The sequence below is a fragment of the Rhodopirellula halodulae genome (genome assembly GCF_020966775.1).
Taxonomy (GTDB): Bacteria; Planctomycetota; Planctomycetia; order Pirellulales; family Pirellulaceae; genus Rhodopirellula; species Rhodopirellula halodulae.
In genome coordinates this window covers 233,133-251,404 of sequence record NZ_JAJKFV010000009.1, presented here as the reverse complement: position 1 = coordinate 251,404, position 18,272 = coordinate 233,133, and the positions used below count along the sequence as shown (strand labels likewise).

Sequence of the window (18,272 nt, the reverse complement as noted above, 5' to 3'; positions counted from 1 at the left end):
CGATCTCATCCAAGATCAGCTCGCCAAGTGTTGATGCCATTCGGTGACACCTACGGACGGGATGGTCCACCTAACCCGCAAAGCCGACCCATCACACAACTTCGGCTGATGTCGTCTGGGCATTGGAGTCAATCTCGAAAGACGCATCTGCATCGGAAGTGCCGACGGTGGCATGATTTGCAGACGCGAATCTGCTAGATTAGGCGACGCGTCGAATTCAAGATGATTCGACGATTCAGGTCTGGCTGCGAAAGGAACTCGAGTGAAACTACGAATCGGATTGATCGGTCTAGGCGATCAATGGCAGACGATGCATCGACCGGCATTGAGAATGTTGGGCGATCGATTCGACGTTCGGGCCATCTACTGCAACGTGTCGAAATTGGCCGAGTCTGCGGTATCGGAGTTCCAAGCTGACCCGGTCGATGGCTACCAAGCCTTGGTGACTCGCGATGACATCGACGCCGTCTTGGTGCTTGAAAATTCATGGCTTCGGTTCCTGCCCGCCACGGCCGCCTGTCGAGCCGGAAAAGCGGTGTACTGGGCCAGTGATCTGGATTTCGACCCGGTCCGCGATCGTGATTTCATGCAGTGCGTCGAAGATTCCGGCGTGGCTTTCATGGCCGGCTTGCCGCGACGTTTCGCTCCGGCGACCTTGCGGTTGAAAGAGCTGATCGCCACTCACCTGGGGCCTCCGCGTTTGATCTTTTGCCACAAACGATTGTGTTTGGAAGATGCACCGGTTCGACGTCGTGACCAAATCACTCGTCGTGGTGTGGAAGGCAAACTCGGCGACGACTCCCGTGTCGATCCGGAAGAGATCCGGGCTCGGATGACTCGCACCGAACTGATGCAACTGATCGATTGGTGTTGCTATGTGGTCGGCGGGCGTCCAGTCAGCGTCATGTCGGCCAACCACTCCGCGGAGGAAGCCGCCGACTATCAGGCACTCAGCATGCGGTTCGAAGACTCCACCCCCGGTCGCGGCAGCATACATCCCTTCACAGCCGGTGGGCCTTCGGGATCCTCCAACACCACCAACGGTGACGGGAAGGAACAGGCTGTTCAACCAGTGACCGCACAAGTCAGTTGCGGCAGCTACATTCCCGCCCAGTGGCAGGAGGCCATCGGCTTTCGACCGCCCGCGGCGATGCAGGTTTGTTGCCAAAATGGTGTGGCGTTCATCGATCTGCCGGGCACGCTGGTTTGGTTTGACGACGCGGGTCGGCACCAAGAGTTCCTCGAAGGCGAATCACCCGTCGGTGAAAAGATGTTGGGCCAATTCCACCGCGCGGTTACCAGCTTGGTGCGAAACCTCAGCGGTTTGGAAGACGCCTTTCACGCAGCCGCCGTTTTGAAAGCCGCCCGAGTCAGCTTGCTCGAGGGCCGTCGCGTGAACTTACAAGAAGGATCCGCATGACTTCGCTGCCGACTACCAGTGGTGACCAACCCGCGTTTGGTTGTGTCGTCTACATCCGCCGAAACGAAGCCGGCCGTCTTTGCGGACGCGTCGCGAATTTGGACGGGTTGGAAACGGAAGGTGCCAGCGAACGAGACATCCTGGCCGCGCTCGTCAAAGCAACGCGAGCCAAGATTTCCAGCTACCTCGATGAAGACCAGCGCGTGCCTTGGATTGATCCTCCCAAGGCAAAAGCCGATGACGAAACCAAACGGTTTCTGCCACTACATCTGTAGCGCTTCGCAGCGCTACGAAATTGCTATTCGGGGCAAGCATTTCAAGTCACCCCGTAAAGTGTGGTCGAGATGCTGTCAGAGACTCACTCGTAGTCCCACTTCATGATCCACGGGTCATCATACTTTTTCTGCATGGCCTTCAGCTTGGCTTGGTAAGCCTTCAAGACTTCCGTGTGACTGCTGCTGATCGCCAGATTGGTGGACTCGTTGGGATCGGCCTCGATGTCATAAAGCTCAAACTCGGGGCGATGAATGTACTTGCCAACCGTTCGCTGACCGTACGGCGCGTCCAAACCCTTTGCCAGTTGAGCCTGCCAGGAACTCGCGGCCCACAAATCGCTCGCAAACGGATAGTCCAACGCGTGAGCGATGTTCCAGATCAGCTTGTACTTCCCATCACGAATGACTCGCATCGGATAGTACATCTGGATCTCGTGGAAGGTGTGCGAGGCGAAGATCTCGTCGTGATGAGGCTTGTCCGGATCCGCGAGAACATCCATCCAGCTACGACCATGGTAGTGGTCAAAAGGCTCGTTCCCATTGTGGTTGTCTTGTGGTGACACGCCCATTTCATTGCGTAGTTTGCGAGCCGGCACCAGTTTCTTGGGCGCGTTCGTTTCCTTGTTCAAACCACCGGCAAAGTCCAACATCGTCGGCGTCAGATCGATGTGACTGATCATCGAGTCGCTTTCGACGCCTCGTTTCGATTGATAGGGATCACGCACGACCATCGGGACCCGCAATCCGCCTTCGTAGACCGTCGTTTTACCGCCAGCAAATGCCATCCCATGATCGCTGGTGAAGATGATCATGGTTTTGTCGTAAAGATCCGCTTCTTTCAGTATCTCGACCAATCGAGCGACGCCCTGATCCACCCGGGCACACGATTGGTAGTACTGAGCTAGCTCGGCTCGCGTTTCTGGGGTGTCCGGCAGGAAATCAGGAACGACCACGTCCTCCGGTTTGAAAAACACTTCGTCCACGCCGGGGTAAGCCCCTTTTCGAGGCTTGTTGCCGAACAAGTCTGGCTTGAGCTCCAAATCGGATGTCTTGTCCACTCCGCCACCACGGTGCGGATCAGAAGTCCCGAAGTACAATAGAAATGGACGATCGTCCTCGGTGTTCGTCAGAAAATCTTTCGCGGCGTTGGCCATTTCGACCGCGCTGCGTGAGTTGGCTTTCAAGTAAGTCTCGTAGTGATAAACACTTTCCGGTGCCACGTGATACTTGCCAATGTGGCCGGTGCGATAGCCTTCGTTGGCCATCACGCGAGGCAGTGACAAAGCGGCGACATCGTTGAACGATCCAAATTTGTGGTAGTGGTGCTGGTGTCCAAACTGTCCGTTACGATGGTTGTGCAACCCGCTCATCACCACGCTGCGGCTGGCACTGCATGAAGCGGTGGTGGCGAAAGCGTTTCGGAACACCATCCCGTCGGCTGCGATCGCATCGATGGCTGGCGTCACGGCCGCCTGGTCGCCGTAGCATCCCAGCGTCGGACTCTCGTCATCCGTGATAATGAACAAAACATTCCGTTCCGTTGCTTGGCTCGACGCCTGACCAAGGACTGAAACCGCTATGAAACCCAACGCCATGATGGCCCAGGCAAAGCAATCCAAAAACTGTTCGCGGTGGGGCCGCGGAACAGAGAACGCACGAGTGAACGAAGTCGAATCGTTTCGCATGGTGAGCAAGAACCGGTTTGATAGGTGGGGGTTGGGGGAGGGAGTCGCATCGTCGAAACGAGCAAGTGGCATACTATACCTGATCGCGTTCTCGTTTTTCTCCGTTTTGTTCGGTTCCGCCTCTCGGTCCTTTGCTGAGGAAGCGTTGGAAACGAAACCGGAGTGGGACAAAATCGATCGCACGACGGCTTTCATTCCACTGCCTGCCGCGACTGACCCCAAGACACTTTCGCCGCTGGTCGACGCATCGGGCAAGCCATCTCGTAAAACGGCGAATGTAGCGGCTCGTTCCGGTTCGCCCAACGCAGCCGATCAAATCTGGAACGCCTACATCGAACTTTGGCGAGCACACCGCGAATCGCCGTCGGACTCGCGAATTCGTGGATTGTTTGGCTTGCCCGCTGACGCGGATGTCATGATCACGCAGCGACGAGGCCGTGTCGCGCCCAACCTTCTCGACTGGCGGCCCGGATCATTTCGCGTTTGGCAGACGGATCATTTCGAAATCCTCAGCCGAGCTAGCGACCTCGAATCCAAACGTGTCGCCGAAGCCCTCGAGCGAGAGTATTGGGTGTGGACGCAAGTTTTCTTTCCCGTTTGGGAAGGCCGCGACCAGATCGCTTTGCTCGCCAAGGACTGGAATCTGGACACCACCACCGCGTCCGAACATTTGGCAACGTTGTCGCCTCGCACTCGGTTGAAATCACGCGGACGCCATCGAGTGGTCTTATTGGCCGATGCCAATCAATATCGTGCGACCATTCAGAACGCCTTTCAAGAGACCGACGCCGCAGCCGTCGCCGCGTCCACCGGTTTCTACAGCGACACACAACGAATGTCGTTCTTCTTTCCCGCTCGCGATCTAGCAACGTTGCACCATGAGGTCTGTCACCAACTGTTCACCGAAGCCTCCGCACATGCGACTCGGCGGCGTCCAAACAGCAATCTCGCATTGCCGACGGCGACCACGAAGGATTTTTGGTTGATCGAGGGTATCGCGGGTTACATGGAATCGCTGCGTTACGCAGATGGCTTGGCCTTCGTCGGCGGATGGGAATCGCCGCGATTGCAATTGGCTCGCTACCAAGCGTTGATCGCGGGTGTTCCAATCGCGACGCTGGAAGAATTGCGTGGGACGCGAAACAAAATCCAATCCCAACCAGATCTCTCACGTTGGTACTCGCAATCCAGTTTGCACACCCATCATTTGATGGACGTTGCCGGGACGGACGCGAGACGTGATTTACTGAAATACCTTGTTGATCTTTATTCAAACCGTTTGGACGCGTCTTCGGAAACGGACGCAATGATCCGACGTTTCAGCGAAGAAGTTTGCTCCCCGGCACAGGTCCAGCGTTCGCTGCGAGTCGATGACGCTCACCTACTTTCGAACCCAATCGACGGTGCCATCGGAACCTTGTGTCTGGCGGGATGCGAGATTAGTCAGTCAGGGTTGGCGCACCAGCCATCCTTGTCGGGTTTGACATGGTGCGACCTTTCACGTTTGCCCGTTGGTGATGCAGACGTTCGACGTTTGATTTCCGACACGGTCGTGATGGATCAGTTGAGTCTGGAGGCGACCGGAGTGACTTCGCAGGTCGGGGAACTGCTACGTGGTACGACCGAGATGCGAGAACTCGACCTAAGCTTCACTCACGTTGACGATGCGATCGGTGATGCGTTGCCGCAATCGATCACCACACTGTGGTTGAGCGGCAGCGAAGTGACAGATGCGTTGGTCCCGAGTCTGATAGCGATGCCCAAGTTAAAAACGTTGGACGTGCAACGCACGGGGATCACGGAAACAGGATTGAACCAATTGCGGAAAGCGAATCCGAATTTGCAACTGAACCCATTGAGATTTGCCGTCCCTAACCAGTGAGCGGTGGACTGGCGAGAATGAGGTCAGGGTTGGGACGGATTGCCGGAATCGCGTTCGAACGGGGGTAGCTCGCACCGGATGGCTCGCGCCATTCCGCTTGGATTGAAGTCACAATGCGTGCGTTAAAACGGGAGCGTTGGTAGCTCAACCGTTATGGCTCGACCGTTGGTTGGGTCTCGAAATTCGAGCTTTGCCGAAACGAGATGCAGTGGGTTCTCGGAGTTTGCCTGCGACTCATCCGGAGCCTCTTCGCCATACAACGAATCGCCGACCATGGCGTTCCCCCGATGGGCACATTGGATTCTCAATTGATGCATCCGACCCGTCACGGGACGCAGTTCTAACCGCGAAACGTTGCGTTCCGAGTCGAAACTCAGGCAACTCACCCGCGTTTCAGCGTGCTTCGCGTTCGGATGTTGCTCCGACACCACCTCGCCACGAGCCTGTTCCGGCACCTTGGCCAAGTAGTCAGTCCAAACCCCAGGATCACAAACACTTCTCGCGTCACCGACGACTTCGGCAACATACAGTTTCCGTACAGAACGAACACGGAACTGTTCGCTGAGTAACCGCGCCGCCTTCTTGCGACGAGCCAGCAAGACCAATCCCGAGACGGGGCGATCCAACCGGTGCACGGCGGTGAGATAGTCGCACGGTTCCTTCGCGACACGAAGCTGTTCGCGCAAGCAAGACTCGAGACTATCCGTTCCCGGAGGCGACGTGGTCGACAAACCTGCGGGCTTATTGGCGACCAGGCAAGCTTCGGTCTGCCACACAATTTCGATCATCGACAACGCGAACCTTACTCAGCGGTGATCAATGCTGACGCAGCGCCAAACGCCCCGACCAACCGAGCTTCTCACGCAGAGTTCGATAATCGTTCTGGCCTGGTACACGCATCATTTCAAACGCCACGGTTGCGCGGTGCACACGGACGCGGTCTCCTGACTCGAGCTTTCCTAGAATACGACCATCAACCACGATGCTGGTTGACTCATTGGGTTCGGTAACCGCCAATTCCAATCGCGTGTCGGCCGAATCCACTAGTGGTCGGTAGGTCAACGTGTGAGGACTGATCGGCGAAATCACAATCGCTTGCAACTGGCGACGTAAAATCGGACCGCCGGCGGACAGGTTGTGAGCGGTGGATCCAACGGGAGTTGCCACAATCAAACCATCGCATCGATACTGGGTCGCCAATTCATCGTCGGCGAACAAATCGATGTCCAGAATCGAGAACGGAGGCCCGTTCAAAATCGCGGCCTCGTTCAACGCCATCGATTGGGCGATCACTTGGTCACCGCGAACGAGTTGGACCTCCAACATCAGGTGATGAATGATGTCAAAATCACCCGAGCAGACTTTGGGCCAAGCATCGAGGAAATCCTCGGGCGACAAAGCCGCCAAGAACCCCAAACGCCCGCAGTTGATCCCCAACACGGGAATTTGGTTGGTTCCCATCTGACGAGCCGATTGCAGGATCGATCCATCGCCGCCAATCACGATGACCAAATCGATGTCTTGGCCTTCGAAGTCGTAAGTGAACTCAAAGTCCGCCGCGATCAGTTCCGCATGCGATTGGATCGTTGGTCGCAATCGCTTCCACGCCGACGAGACGTTGTTTTTGTCAGGTGCACCCAACACAACGATCCGTGGCGGTCGATCACAACCGCACCAATCCGGAACTTCACCGCGGGAAGAGGTCATACACCAACCTGGGAACCAATCTCCGAAGCCGCCTCTCGGCAAACTTGGGCAATTTTATTGGAAGAAAGCTGACTCTCGTCCAGCAACTGCGAACGGTCGCCGTGCAAGACAAACTCGTCCGGCAAAGCCAAGCGGTGAATCGCGCGAGTGTCCAATCGTTGATCGACAGCGGACTCAAGGAACGCCGAACCGAACCCGCCGACCACGGTGCCTTCTTCCAAAGTCACCACAAAGCGACCGTCTTCGAGTGACTTGGCAACCATCTCGGCATCGATCGGTTTGACAAAACGAGCGTTCACAACGCCCATGTCCAATTCGCCCGACAACTGCTCGGCCGCGGCGATGGCTTGTTCGAGCATCGCTCCATATGCCACGATCGTCCCGTCGGTGCCTTCGCGAATCCATTCGGCTTTTCCGACTTCGATCGGTGCAGGTGTGTGCGACGCTTCGAGAGCAGAGGCTTTCGGATAACGGATCCCGGCGGGATGATCCAGCGTCAACGCTTTGTCGAGCATCATCGGCAGCTCTTGGGCGTATCCGGGTGCCATCATGACCATGTTGGGGAACAAACGCATGTATCCGATGTCGTACACACCATGGTGCGTCGGACCATCAGGCGCCGTCAGCCCCGCTCGGTCCATCATGAACACGACCGGTAAATCTTGCAGAGCGACTTCTTGGAAGATCTGGTCGTAGCTGCGTTGCAGGAAAGTGCTGTAAATATCCACGATCGGACGCATGCCGGTTTTGCACTGGCCCGCCGCGAAAGCGACCGCGTGCGATTCGCAAATCCCAACGTCGAAGAACCGTTCAGGAAACTTTTCGCGAACGGGTTCGAGCTTGTTTCCTTGGCACATCGCCGCGGTGATGACCGTGACTCGCGAATCACGCTCCATCGCCTTGCCAATCGCATCGCGAGCGTGAGTGGTGTAGGGCGGGCAGCCTTCGCTGCGACGAGTCACCGGTGTGCCGCCACGATCTTCGAACGCCGGCGGCGTGTGGAAGAACACGGGGTCTTCCGCGGCCGGTTTGTAACCGTGTCCTTTTTCAGTCACCACGTGCAACAACACCGGGCCGGGGGTCTCTTTGCATAGACGCAGATACTTCTGCATCAACGCGATGTCGTGACCATCGATGGGACCGATGTAGCGAATGCCCAATTCCTCGAACAGCATTCCGCCGAGCAAGCCCGCTTTCACACCTTCTTTCATTTGCGCCAGCAGTCGTTCAGCCGGATCCCCGAACATGGGGACTCGGTCGAGCAACTTCGTGACTTCGTGTTTCAGCCCGGTGTAGAACGGATTGCCTCGCAAGCGATCCAGATACTGAGCCACTGATCCTGTGCGATGACAGATCGACATTTTGTTATCGTTCAACACGATCGTCAGGTCGTCGCCCAACTCGCCGGCGTTGTTCAGCGCCTCAAAGACAACTCCACACGGGAAGGCACCGTCGCCAATCACGGCGACCGTTCGACGATCCTTCTGATCCATCAAGACATCGCCACTGCGCAGCCCAACCGCGGTGCTGACACTGCAACCCGCGTGGCCCGTCATGAACAAGTCGTAAACGCTTTCGTGCGGGTTGGGGTAACCCATCAATCCGCCAGCGGTGCGGATGGTTTCGAATCGGTCGTAGCGGCCCGTCACCAACTTGTGCGGGTAAACTTGGTGGCCGGTGTCCCAAATCAAGCGGTCGGTACGAAAATCAAACTCGCTGTGAAGCGCCAAGCACAATTCAACCACACCCAAGTTGGATGCGAAGTGAGCCGTGCGGGTTGCCAGCAAGTTGCACAGCACGTCGCGAATTTCAACGGCGGCATCGTTCAGCTGCGCAGAAGACCAATTGGCCAAGGGGGTCGCATCCTGCAGGCCGGCCAGCAAAGGGTGTTTTTGATCAGTCAATTCGTACGCTCCAAAACAAAGTCCGCCAAGTTTCTTAACCGCTGGCCGGTTGTTCCAAACAACTCGAGCGATTCGTGTGCCGTGCGAATCATGGCCTCGGCGTGGGCTCGCGCCCGATCCAGCCCCATCAAACCGGGATAGGTCAATTTGCCCCGTCCATCGTCCTTGCCCGTTCGCTTGCCAAGCTGTTCGTCGGTGGAGGTGCAATCGAGCAAGTCATCCGTGATTTGAAACGCGAGTCCAAACGCTCTAGCGTAATTGGTCAAGGCCGAAACGGCACGCTGGTCGGCTCCGGCGGAAATTGCACCCATCGCCGCACAGGCTGTGAACAGAGCCCCCGTCTTTCGATGATGGATGGCTTCCAAATGCGTCCGAGCAGCCTCCGGGCCGCCGAAATCATCGACCGTGCGCTTTTCCGCATCCAAGTCATCCGCCTGGCCTCCCACCAATCCGGAGGGTCCCGCCGCGGTGGCCAGTGTTCCGATCCATGCCGCGGCCTGAGTGTCGTCCACCGCATGGCGATGCAAGTGAGCGAACGCCATCGACTGCAACGCGTCCCCCGCCAAAATCGCGGTCGCTTCGTCGAACTCAATGTGAGTTGTCGGACGGCCTCGTCGCAGATCATCGTCGTCCATCGCCGGCAAATCGTCGTGGATCAACGAGTACGCATGAATCAGTTCGACGGAAACCGCGGCTGGCATCGCGGACGCGACCGAACCGCCGCATGCTTCCGCCGCCATGATCGTCAAAACCGGACGCAGACGCTTGCCCGGTGCCAAAACGGCGTAACGAATCGCTTCGGCCAAGCGAGTCGGCATGCCCGGTTGATCCGCACACGCCTCCGCCAACGCGGCTTCCACGGCGGGACGATGCGAAGCCATGTACTGCTTCAAAGACTCTTCTGCGGCGCCAGCCACCGTGCCGGATTCGCCCAATGCATCGCTGCTCATCAGTCCGATACGCCCTCGTCCCAATCGTCACCGGCATCACTCGCCGCCACGCCGCGACGTTTCCCACGAGATGCTTGTTTCTGCTGCAGAGACTCGTTGCCGGCCGCGTTGTCGAGCGGCTGCGTCACCGGGCGACCTTCCGCATCCACGCCCGCCAGGACCGAGATTTTGCGTTCGGCGACATCCAGCAACTGATAACACTGACGCATTTTGCCCACGGCGACTTCGTACTGCTTCAGCGATTCGTCCAGCGTCAACGCACCGGATTCCAGCTTTCGAACGATCGTTTCGACATCCTCCAGCGTGGTCTCGAAATCACCCAACTCCACCGCGTCATTTTCCGACGTACCGGCATCGTCCGCATGCAACGAATCCTTTTCGGCGGACTCGACCGCAGGGTCATCAACCGGGGGGTTCCGTTTCTTCTTAGCCAAAACTTTGTTTTTCGTGAATGCGGGAGGGATCGGATGCGTGAATTTTTGACCAGCAAATGATTGTGGTCTAGGTTTCCGGTGAGGCGTCTACGAAGGACTATAGCAGACAGTCCATCACGCCCATCAGGCCATGCCTGACACGATTTGCCCTGGAATGATTGAACTTCAGCCGAATGGCTCGAAATAACCGGAAACGAAAACGTCGACCTTCCTCATCCGCTTCGAATTCGCGCCGCAAGTCGCGAGTAAACGAATCGGTGCAGGAGGATCGCTCAACCAACATCGAAGGGTCGCCCGCCTGCGATGACCAGGTCTCCTGCGCAATCGAAATGTCATCTTCACAACTCGAGAACACGACCGAGCTGATTCACGAACCCGAAGCGGAGACTGCCGATCCGTGCGTCTCGGCGCTGCCATCCTCGCAGCCAGAAGATGCTCTCGAGCCACATACCGTCGCGACCGGCCAAGACACCGACCAGGGCATCGATCCCGATCAACCGTCCGCTGACGAAACACCGGTGTCGCTGGAAGAATCGCTGACGGAAGAGATCCGTTGTGAAGCTTTGGAATCGCCAGTCGATCCCAAAGTCACAGAGCCTGCAAACGACGCCCCGAACGAACGCGTCGACGAAAAACTGCAAGAGATCCTGTCGTTCCTGGGTGAGTTCGAAGGACGACTCAACCTTCGCCTGGATGGCCTGTCGATGTTGTCCGGATTGTCGGACACCGCGCAAGAAAGCAGCGACTCCGAATGGCCCGCATCGCGGCTGACCGCGGACGACCGTGCGTGCGAACTTCCGGGGCAACACAACTTCGACGATCACGATGACTCCACTGAAGCAGCGGACGCGTGGGCCGGCCAAGAGCACAACGATTACGCACTGCATCAACTTGATCAACTGACGGCCAAGCTGCTTCATTTGGAAGAAGAACTGCAGGCCGAACGCAACCATTCGCACGAGCTGCAAACCCAAAACGACGCCCTCGCGGCTGAGATCGCGTCCAGCGGTGTCCAAGGCGTGGTTTCCGACTCGCAAGGCTGCGATGAATCGATGTCGTGGGAAGAGCGGAAAGCTCGGATCCTCGAACAGATGGAACAGGATGACTTCAACGCGGAGTCGTTCCTGGAATCGCTGTCGCAATCGTCGCAAGAAGTGGTCGAAACGATTGACCCCGCGTGGCAATCCAATCCCGTCGCGTTCATCGACGATTTGGTCGGTCGCTTGTCACAAGCCGAGCAGACCATCTCCGAACGAAACGCGGAGATCAAAGAGCTGCAGATCTTGCTGCAGAACCGCCAAGACACGCGCAACGATCATGTCGCCTTTGGCGCCGCCGCAATCGCGGGCATGGTCGATTCGGACGAACTGGTCATTGCCGAACGCGAGCGACTCGCTCAACTGAAATCGGAATGGGAAGACAAATTCCGATCCGCCGAAATCGAGGTCTCGCTCGAACGAGCCAAATTGTCTCGCGAACGTCAGGAGCTGGCCAAACGTTCGGAAGAACTCGAGGAGGAATTGGAACGCCTTCAACGCGAAAAACGCGAAGCTCGCGATCAGCCAAAAACAGGGCGACGCTGGCTCGCCGAATTGGGCCTGCAAAGCGACGGCGAGTGACCCCGTCCCATTCCGGCTGAAAACAACCGTAGGTCCGGTTCCACCGGACACAGCCAGCACAGTTCGTCCGGTGGAACCGGACCTACGTGTTTAGAACCTCAGGCGCTGGCCAAACGTTCGGAAGAACTGGAACGCCTTCAACGCGAAAAACGCGAAGCTCGCGATCAGCCAAAAACAGGGCGACGCTGGCTCGCCGAATTGGGGCTGCAAAGCGACGGCGAGTGACCCCGTCCCATTCCGGCTGAAAACAACCGTAGGTCCGGTTCCACCGGACACCGCCAGCACAGTTGTCCGGTGGAACCGGACCTACATGTTTCGCACGTCAGGAGCTGGCCAAACGTTCGGAAGAACTCGAGGAGGAATTGGAACGCCTTCAACGCGAAAAACGCGAAGCTCGCGATCAACCGAAAACAGGACGACGCTGGCTCGCCGAATTGGGCCTGCAAAGCGACGGCGAGTGAACCCGTCGCAACCCGGCTGAAAACAACCGTAGGTCCGGTTCCACCGGACACAGCCAACACAGCTTGTCCGGTGGAACCGGACCTACACATTTCGCCGCACAGCTTCGTCCGGTGGAACCGGACCTACATGTTTCGCACGATTCGTCCGGCGGCACCGGAGCGATTGAAGGTGGGTTCGCATTGCTGGGATCAGATCCCAGCCGCAGTCAGATCACTTTTTGCGGTGACGGATCTTGGCTCGCATACGACGTTTCTTGCGGCCCACTTTGCGACGTCCTTTGCCAGATTTCTTGGTACCCACCTAGTTCGCTCTCCTGAATGAATTCACGGTAAATAGTGTTTTGGGATGCGTTTCGCACGCGTGAGAGGCCGGCTCGCAAAATTCAATTGCGGCTTGGTCGCCATCGATTCACCCCCGTGCGGGAGGCGAGGTTTCGCGAAACGCCAGCCTGACCGGGCTCCAACACGGGCCCGATCGAATCGCGTAGCCTAGCAGAACGTCAGCCACCGACAAGGTGAGTTTTCACTCACGAGCGAGTGGAATCGGTCCACGGCAGCTCGATTTTGCCGTTTCGCCATGCGGTGACGAAATCGGGCAGACTGGGCAACACGCCTCGCGCTGAAAAAATGTCCGCGGGCGTCATCCAGTGAACCTCTGCGACTTCTTCGGGATTGGGCACGGGATCCACGTGATCAGGAAACTCCGCCAACCACCACGCCAATTTGGTTCCCCATGGCGTGACGCTTCGCCAGCACAGACGATTCGGCGTGACATCAATCGCGAGTTCTTCCTGCATTTCGCGGACGAGCGCCTGCTCCTCCGTCTCGCCGGCCTCGATCCCGCCTCCAGGCAAACACAACTTGCCGGGTGCGTTGACCGTCATGGACCGCCGAATGATCAACAATCGGTCTTCACGAAACATCACCCCAATCACGCCGCGTTTGCGGTTGCGATGAGGCGTCTTCGATGAGTTCGGGTGGGGCAATCGAGTCATGCTGCGCTTCTACCACTTGATCCAAATCGGAACAAGGGAACCCGCTGGAATTCCAGCTCAACAATCACCAGCTCCTCTTCAGACCAATCTGGCAAGTCGCATCGATGGACGCTCACCAATCGCCTGACTTGCGGCTCAAACGCTAACGAATGGAACCGGCACCAACAAAGCGTGCTGGCGAACCCAAGTCTCCACGCCGTCCCAACTGGTGTATTGACTGACCGACAACACCAACACGTACGCCGCAACGATCGCTGGCATGACCACCAATCGCACCGTCCACCGCGAGAAGAACCACCAACGGCCGCCCCACACCCCCGGGGACCACTCGCCTGTTTCCGCGAGTTCACGTTGTCGCCGGCAACGTCGCAACGCCAACCCTTCGGCGATTCGTGCCGGCAACATGAACGCGACGAATAACAGACACGGCAACCAAGTGATCTCCTGAGGCGTGGCTTCGATCTTCAACAGGTACAACGGAATCGGCATCAACACCAATCCGATCAACATCGCCGCCGCCCAAGACCACGGGGCGTAGCGAAAATCTTTGCGGATCTGCCGCCACTGAAACATCGCTCGCCAATTGTTCTGGGCCGCGAAGTTGGTTTGCAACATCGGCAGGTACAGCAAAACGAAGCTCAGCAGCAACAACGCCAGCACACCGATCACGCCGTCCGCCGCGTTGTCGCCGTCACGGGTCACTCCCATGATCACAAACGCGGGGATCAACCACACCAGCGTCAACAATGCTCCACGCAGCCCCATCCAGAACAACGACGGGATCCGCAACTGCTTGACGAAGTCCCACACCTGATCGGCAAAACGGGACCACGTCGATGGACGCCAAGCTTCGCGAAAAAAGCGTTTGGGTTGCGGCCACAGATAGTGCTTCAGCCGTCCTCCCCGAGCCCACGCCCAACCCAAATAGACGGTCAAAAACGCGGACAAGGCGATGGCTCCGTACCGCAGTCGCATCGCATCGGGCGATCCGGGATCAATCACCGCCGCCACGGACTCCCAATGAGCGAGCAAGCGAGTCGGTGCGGAGGCCAACGCCAACGTCAAAAAGCCAAAGCCGATGACGCCGGCCGCTTCCAAATTCGGCAACGCGTCCTTCAGCTTTCCACCGGAAGCCAAATGCCCGGCTACCGCCAGCAGGTACCCCAGCGTGATCACTTGGAACAACGGCAGCGCGGTCACGAAAGCCAAGATCAAAGCCAAGGACGCCAAACAAAACAGCGTCCAACTGGCTTTTCGAATGATTGCAAAGAAGCGTCGCATATTGGGTGTTCGCGAATCGGCGGTCGATCTTGGCAGGCGGATCCAACTTTTTTAAATCGCGAGGATTGGACTGGCGAGTGTCAACGTCGCGAGTCGGCAATCGCGTCGACAACCAACTCACGCGTGAACTCGCGGATCGCGGTCCATTTGTTATACGCGACTCGTTCCTCACGTGCGATTTTGCTGGTGACCACCGACGACAAGGCCGGCTTCATCCGCATAACCGGTACAACCTGCGTTTCCGCTCAAGCCCGTACAACCGGACTGCCGATGAGGAACGCAACGGTTGTCACGAGTGTGACGATTGCGCGGCCCCGAGGGCTCGAAACGACCAGCGAATTTGGCTCGCCGGAACATTCGCTTCCTTTCGAAAATTCGGGGCATTTTTTGCATCCACTCCATGCAAGCAAATCGTAGAATCCGCGCATCGACATCGCCTGTTTCACAACGCCCTTCCACACACCCTCTCAGTGCCCATGTCGCCTCACGTCCATCTCTGCTTGGTCCTGCACAATCACCAACCCATCGGCAACTTCGATGGCGTGTTCGAGCAAGCGTACCAGGACAGCTACCTGCCATTCTTGGATGTGTTCGAACCGTACGATGCATTGCAGATTTCGCTGCACACGTCGGGACCGCTGATGATGTGGTTGGCGGAACGCCATCCGGAATACCTCGACCGAATCCGCTTGCTGGTCGAAGCAGGCCGAGTCGAGATCGTGGGTGGCCCTCAGTACGAACCCATTTTGACGATGTTGCCACGCCGCGATCGCGTGGGACAAATCCAAGCCTACAGCGGTTGGTTGCAACGCAACTTGGGAGTCACCCCGGCCGGCATGTGGATGCCCGAACGTGTGTGGGAATCCGGTTTGACCGCCGATGTCGCGGCCGCCGGTATCCGTTACACCGTGCTGGACGATTATCACTTCAAAGCCGCCGGCATGTCGGAAGAGGAACTCCGCAGCTACTTCATCGTGGAAGACCAAGGCCAATTGCTTCGCGTCTTCCCCGGCAGCGAACAACTGCGTTACACAATCCCGTTCCGTCCGGCTCACGAGACCATCGATTATCTTCGCGGCATCGCTCATTCGCATCCCGGTGCGGTGATGACGTTCGGCGATGATGGTGAAAAGTTCGGCACCTGGCCGGACACCAAATCGCATGTCTACGACGAAGGTTGGCTGCGTTCGTTCTTTGACGCGTTGACAGAAAACCAAGAGTGGCTGCACACGGTCACGTTGGCCGAGTCGATCCAGCGTGCCGCACCCGCGGGCAAGACCTATCTGCCCGATTGCAGCTACCGCGAAATGACCGTTTGGTCATTGCCCGCCGAATCGCAAGAGATCCTCGACGACGTTTCTCATGCGATGGAAAACGACGAGCGTTGGGGGCACTTGGAATCGTTCGTCCGCGGCGGTTTCTGGCGGAACTTCAAAGTCAAGTACGCGGAAACCAACGAGATGTACGCTCGCATGATGCACGTCAGCGAGCGACTGGCGAAAGCCGCCGCGTCGGGCCACGACGCCGGTGAACTCGCCGAAATTCGCGATCACCTTTATCGCGGCCAGTGCAATTGCCCTTACTGGCACGGTGCCTTTGGCGGCATCTATTTGCCTCACCTTCGCAACGCGATTTACCAACACCTGATCCAAGCCGACACGATGCTGCAAAAGCTCGAGGGAACGCTGGAAACGGTCTCGGCCACCGCTGCTGATTACGACTACGACGGGCAACAAGAAATCCGCTTGGCCAACGATTCGATGGTCGCGTGGATCGATCCCGCTCAAGGCGGTCGGATGTACGAGTGGGACTTGCGTGACATCAACCACAATCTGCTCGCCACGTTGCAACGTCGACCTGAAGCCTACCACCGAAAAGTGTTGGCTGGCCCCAGCAACGGCGGCGACGAGGTTGCCAGCATTCACGATCGCGTGGTCTTCAAACAAGAAGGCTTGGATCAGATGATCCAGTACGATCGCTATGCTCGCAAAAGTTTGATGGATCACTTCTTCGATAACGAAGCCACGCTGGAATCGGTCGCGCGTGGCGAATCGCCCGAACGAGGTGACTTTGTCGAGCTGCCATTCGAAGCCAAATTGCGTCGCGGCAACGATCGCGTGCAAGCTCAACTTCGTCGTGACGGCAACGCGTGGGGGATTCCGATCACTTTGACCAAAGCCGTGACATTGCAACAAGGCAGCGGGAACCTTTCGGTCACTTACCTACTCGAAAACCTGCCACCGGGAACACCACTTCACTTCGCGGTGGAATGGAACTTCGCGGGGCTGCCCGCCGGTGCCGACGACCGTTACTTCAGCGACGTTGAAGGCAACCAGATCGGACAGCTCGGCGAACGTTTGGATTTGCAGGACGCACGCGGCGTTTCTCTGTCTGACCGCTGGTTGGGCGTCGACATCGATCTGCGAACGGATCGCGACAGCGGCGTTTGGGCGTTTCCCATCGAAACGGTCAGCCAAAGCGAAGCGGGTTTTGAATTGGTCCATCAATCGGTTTGTGTGATGCCTCACTGGATCATCACAGCGGATGCCGATGGACGTTGGGCGGTCACGATCGACATCGCAACTCGATGCGAGAAGACCATTGAATTGCAAAGCCACGATCACGTGAATGTTTGACTCGTGTGACGGCAATGGCCGGGTCCAATTTGGACTCCGGCCGAATCGATTTCTCTCTTGAGGCAATGCCAGTGACGGCACGTTTGAAATTGGTGATGGACCCCACGGAATCGAATCGTCGACTTCGTGTGGGCATGCGTTTGGACAAATACCGGCTCGTCAAAAAGCTTGGCGAGGGTGGATTTGCCACGGTCTATTCGGCCCACGATACGATCGAGGACCGCGACGTCGCATTGAAGATCCCTGAGTCGTCTTCCTCCCAGGATCAAACGTCCGCGGACGATTTGCAGCGTGAGGTTCGTATTATGGCGAGCCTGTCGCACGAGAACATTTTGCCTCTGAAGGACGCTCGCTACATCGACGGGCACTTCGTCATGGTATTCCCGTTGGGCGAGGAAACCTTGCACGACCGCTTGAGCCGCCGCATGGCCCGTGCGACGTCGTTGGAATACGTCCGCCAAATGACCGCCGCCGTGGCCTACGCTCACGAACGCCGAGTGTTGCACCGCGATATCAAACCGGAAAACTTCATTCTGTTTCCGGATACCAAAATCTGTTTGACGGACTTTGGTCTGGCTCGCGTCGAACGGGGACGCCACGCGATTTCCGCGTCCGGCACGTTGGGTTACATCGCGCCGGAACAAGCGATGGGCAAACCGACCTATCGCAGCGACGTGTTCTCGCTGGGGTTGGTGATCTATCGGATGCTTTCGGGTGCTCTTCCTGAGTATCCGTTCGAATCGCCGCTGCCGTCCTACGCCAAACTGCGTCGTGGCCTGCATCAAGACTTCGTCGATTGGATTCGCAAATCGATGGATCCCAAACCGATGAAGCGTTTTCGCGATGGCGTGGCCATGGCCAACGCTCTGGATCGGATCAAGTCGCTCACGACGACGTGTGCCTCGACTGGAACCGCCAGCACTCGCAGTTCACGGCATCGCACCCGCCGAGTCGCCTGAAGACCAACCGGCCATTCCAACCGTAGCGAAAGTCGTCAAGACTTTCGAACCTGGCTCTGCCTAT

The 18,272-nt window shown here is 57.5% G+C and carries 15 protein-coding genes; 6 read left to right on the top strand and 9 right to left on the bottom strand.

What is annotated here, in order from left to right; all coding sequences use genetic code 11:
- The first annotated feature begins 262 nt into the window (after positions 1 to 262).
- Together LOC70_RS07205 and LOC70_RS07200 are read left to right on the top strand one after the other, a co-directional pair.
- Complete coding sequence (locus LOC70_RS07205) at positions 263 to 1,420, top strand: Gfo/Idh/MocA family protein (RefSeq protein ID WP_230252860.1); 1,158 nt, start codon at positions 263 to 265, stop codon at positions 1,418 to 1,420.
- Entirely contained in the window at positions 1,417 to 1,695 is a 279-nt protein-coding gene (locus tag LOC70_RS07200; RefSeq protein ID WP_230252859.1) for a hypothetical protein, read from the top strand. Before LOC70_RS07205 ends, LOC70_RS07200 begins: the two co-directional genes overlap by 4 nt.
- An 83-nt stretch (positions 1,696 to 1,778) precedes the next feature.
- Here LOC70_RS07200 and LOC70_RS07195 read toward each other — a convergent pair whose 3' ends face one another.
- Complete coding sequence (locus LOC70_RS07195) at positions 1,779 to 3,290, bottom strand: sulfatase family protein (protein WP_230252995.1); 1,512 nt, start codon at positions 3,288 to 3,290, stop codon at positions 1,779 to 1,781.
- Positions 3,291 to 3,378: 88 nt separating this feature from the next.
- On the opposite strand from LOC70_RS07195, the gene LOC70_RS07190 reads away from it, so the two are divergent.
- The gene (locus tag LOC70_RS07190; RefSeq protein WP_230252857.1) at positions 3,379 to 5,262 is read left to right on the top strand and encodes a hypothetical protein; all 1,884 of its coding nucleotides are present in this window, start codon (positions 3,379 to 3,381) and stop codon (positions 5,260 to 5,262) included.
- Between the two features lie 122 nt (positions 5,263 to 5,384).
- On the opposite strand, the gene LOC70_RS07185 is transcribed toward LOC70_RS07190, so the two are convergent.
- Genes LOC70_RS07185 through xseB form a run of 5 tightly spaced genes read right to left on the bottom strand, consistent with a single transcriptional unit; the run spans position 5,385 to position 10,257 of the window.
- Entirely contained in the window at positions 5,385 to 6,050 is a 666-nt protein-coding gene (locus LOC70_RS07185) for an RluA family pseudouridine synthase (RefSeq protein ID WP_230252855.1), read from the bottom strand.
- Between the two features lie 28 nt (positions 6,051 to 6,078).
- A complete protein-coding gene (locus tag LOC70_RS07180) occupies positions 6,079 to 6,969 on the bottom strand; it encodes an NAD(+)/NADH kinase (protein WP_230252854.1) in 891 nt (296 codons plus the stop codon).
- Positions 6,966 to 8,873: a 1-deoxy-D-xylulose-5-phosphate synthase gene (gene dxs, locus LOC70_RS07175; RefSeq protein WP_230252842.1), complete on the bottom strand. Its 1,908-nt coding sequence runs from the start codon at positions 8,871 to 8,873 to the stop codon at positions 6,966 to 6,968. Before dxs ends, LOC70_RS07180 begins: the two co-directional genes overlap by 4 nt.
- Positions 8,870 to 9,823 (bottom strand): polyprenyl synthetase family protein, encoded by a 954-nt coding sequence (locus LOC70_RS07170; protein WP_230252840.1) that lies wholly within the window; start codon positions 9,821 to 9,823, stop codon positions 8,870 to 8,872. The genes dxs and LOC70_RS07170 overlap by 4 nt, the downstream gene beginning before the upstream one ends.
- Positions 9,823 to 10,257, bottom strand: coding sequence for an exodeoxyribonuclease VII small subunit (gene xseB, locus LOC70_RS07165; RefSeq protein WP_390889008.1), 435 nt, complete (start codon positions 10,255 to 10,257; stop codon positions 9,823 to 9,825). Before xseB ends, LOC70_RS07170 begins: the two co-directional genes overlap by 1 nt.
- Positions 10,258 to 10,586: 329 nt before the next feature.
- Here xseB and LOC70_RS07160 point away from each other — a divergent pair, with 329 nt between their 5' ends.
- Positions 10,587 to 11,876 (top strand): hypothetical protein, encoded by a 1,290-nt coding sequence (locus LOC70_RS07160; protein WP_230252838.1) that lies wholly within the window; start codon positions 10,587 to 10,589, stop codon positions 11,874 to 11,876.
- Between the two features lie 988 nt (positions 11,877 to 12,864).
- Here LOC70_RS07160 and LOC70_RS07155 read toward each other — a convergent pair.
- The 3 genes from LOC70_RS07155 to LOC70_RS24215 form a co-directional block, all read right to left on the bottom strand.
- Positions 12,865 to 13,332 carry an NUDIX hydrolase gene (locus tag LOC70_RS07155; protein WP_230252836.1) on the bottom strand — a complete coding sequence of 156 codons (468 nt, stop codon included), beginning with the start codon at positions 13,330 to 13,332 and terminating at the stop codon, positions 12,865 to 12,867.
- Between the two features lie 135 nt (positions 13,333 to 13,467).
- Complete coding sequence (locus LOC70_RS07150) at positions 13,468 to 14,613, bottom strand: DUF4013 domain-containing protein (RefSeq protein ID WP_230252834.1); 1,146 nt, start codon at positions 14,611 to 14,613, stop codon at positions 13,468 to 13,470.
- An 80-nt stretch (positions 14,614 to 14,693) separates the two neighbouring features.
- Positions 14,694 to 14,828 carry a hypothetical protein gene (locus LOC70_RS24215; RefSeq protein ID WP_255715653.1) on the bottom strand — a complete coding sequence of 45 codons (135 nt, stop codon included), beginning with the start codon at positions 14,826 to 14,828 and terminating at the stop codon, positions 14,694 to 14,696.
- Between the two features lie 261 nt (positions 14,829 to 15,089).
- On the opposite strand from LOC70_RS24215, the gene LOC70_RS07145 reads away from it, so the two are divergent.
- Both LOC70_RS07145 and LOC70_RS07140 read left to right on the top strand, forming a co-directional pair.
- Positions 15,090 to 17,249, top strand: a complete 2,160-nt coding sequence (locus LOC70_RS07145; protein WP_230252832.1) for an alpha-amylase/4-alpha-glucanotransferase domain-containing protein — start codon at positions 15,090 to 15,092, stop codon at positions 17,247 to 17,249.
- Between the two features lie 71 nt (positions 17,250 to 17,320).
- A complete protein-coding gene (locus LOC70_RS07140; RefSeq protein ID WP_230252830.1) occupies positions 17,321 to 18,208 on the top strand; it encodes a serine/threonine-protein kinase in 888 nt (295 codons plus the stop codon).
- Positions 18,209 to 18,272: the final 64 nt, after the last annotated feature.

Excerpts from the sequence above, each read along its gene's own strand:
- LOC70_RS07160 (WP_230252838.1), top strand. The coding sequence starts at position 10,587 with ATGTCATCTTCACAACTCGAGAACACGACCGAGCTGATTCACGAACCC.
- LOC70_RS07180 (WP_230252854.1), bottom strand. The coding sequence starts at position 6,969 with ATGACCTCTTCCCGCGGTGAAGTTCCGGATTGGTGCGGTTGTGATCGA.
- LOC70_RS07170 (WP_230252840.1), bottom strand. The coding sequence starts at position 9,823 with ATGAGCAGCGATGCATTGGGCGAATCCGGCACGGTGGCTGGCGCCGCA.
- LOC70_RS07185 (WP_230252855.1), bottom strand. The coding sequence starts at position 6,050 with ATGATCGAAATTGTGTGGCAGACCGAAGCTTGCCTGGTCGCCAATAAG.
- LOC70_RS24215 (WP_255715653.1), bottom strand. The coding sequence starts at position 14,828 with ATGAAGCCGGCCTTGTCGTCGGTGGTCACCAGCAAAATCGCACGTGAG.
- LOC70_RS07150 (WP_230252834.1), bottom strand. The coding sequence starts at position 14,613 with ATGCGACGCTTCTTTGCAATCATTCGAAAAGCCAGTTGGACGCTGTTT.
- LOC70_RS07155 (WP_230252836.1), bottom strand. The coding sequence starts at position 13,332 with ATGACTCGATTGCCCCACCCGAACTCATCGAAGACGCCTCATCGCAAC.
- LOC70_RS07145 (WP_230252832.1), top strand. The coding sequence starts at position 15,090 with ATGTCGCCTCACGTCCATCTCTGCTTGGTCCTGCACAATCACCAACCC.
- LOC70_RS07200 (WP_230252859.1), top strand. The coding sequence starts at position 1,417 with ATGACTTCGCTGCCGACTACCAGTGGTGACCAACCCGCGTTTGGTTGT.
- LOC70_RS07190 (WP_230252857.1), top strand. The coding sequence starts at position 3,379 with ATGGTGAGCAAGAACCGGTTTGATAGGTGGGGGTTGGGGGAGGGAGTC.
- LOC70_RS07195 (WP_230252995.1), bottom strand. The coding sequence starts at position 3,290 with ATGGCGTTGGGTTTCATAGCGGTTTCAGTCCTTGGTCAGGCGTCGAGC.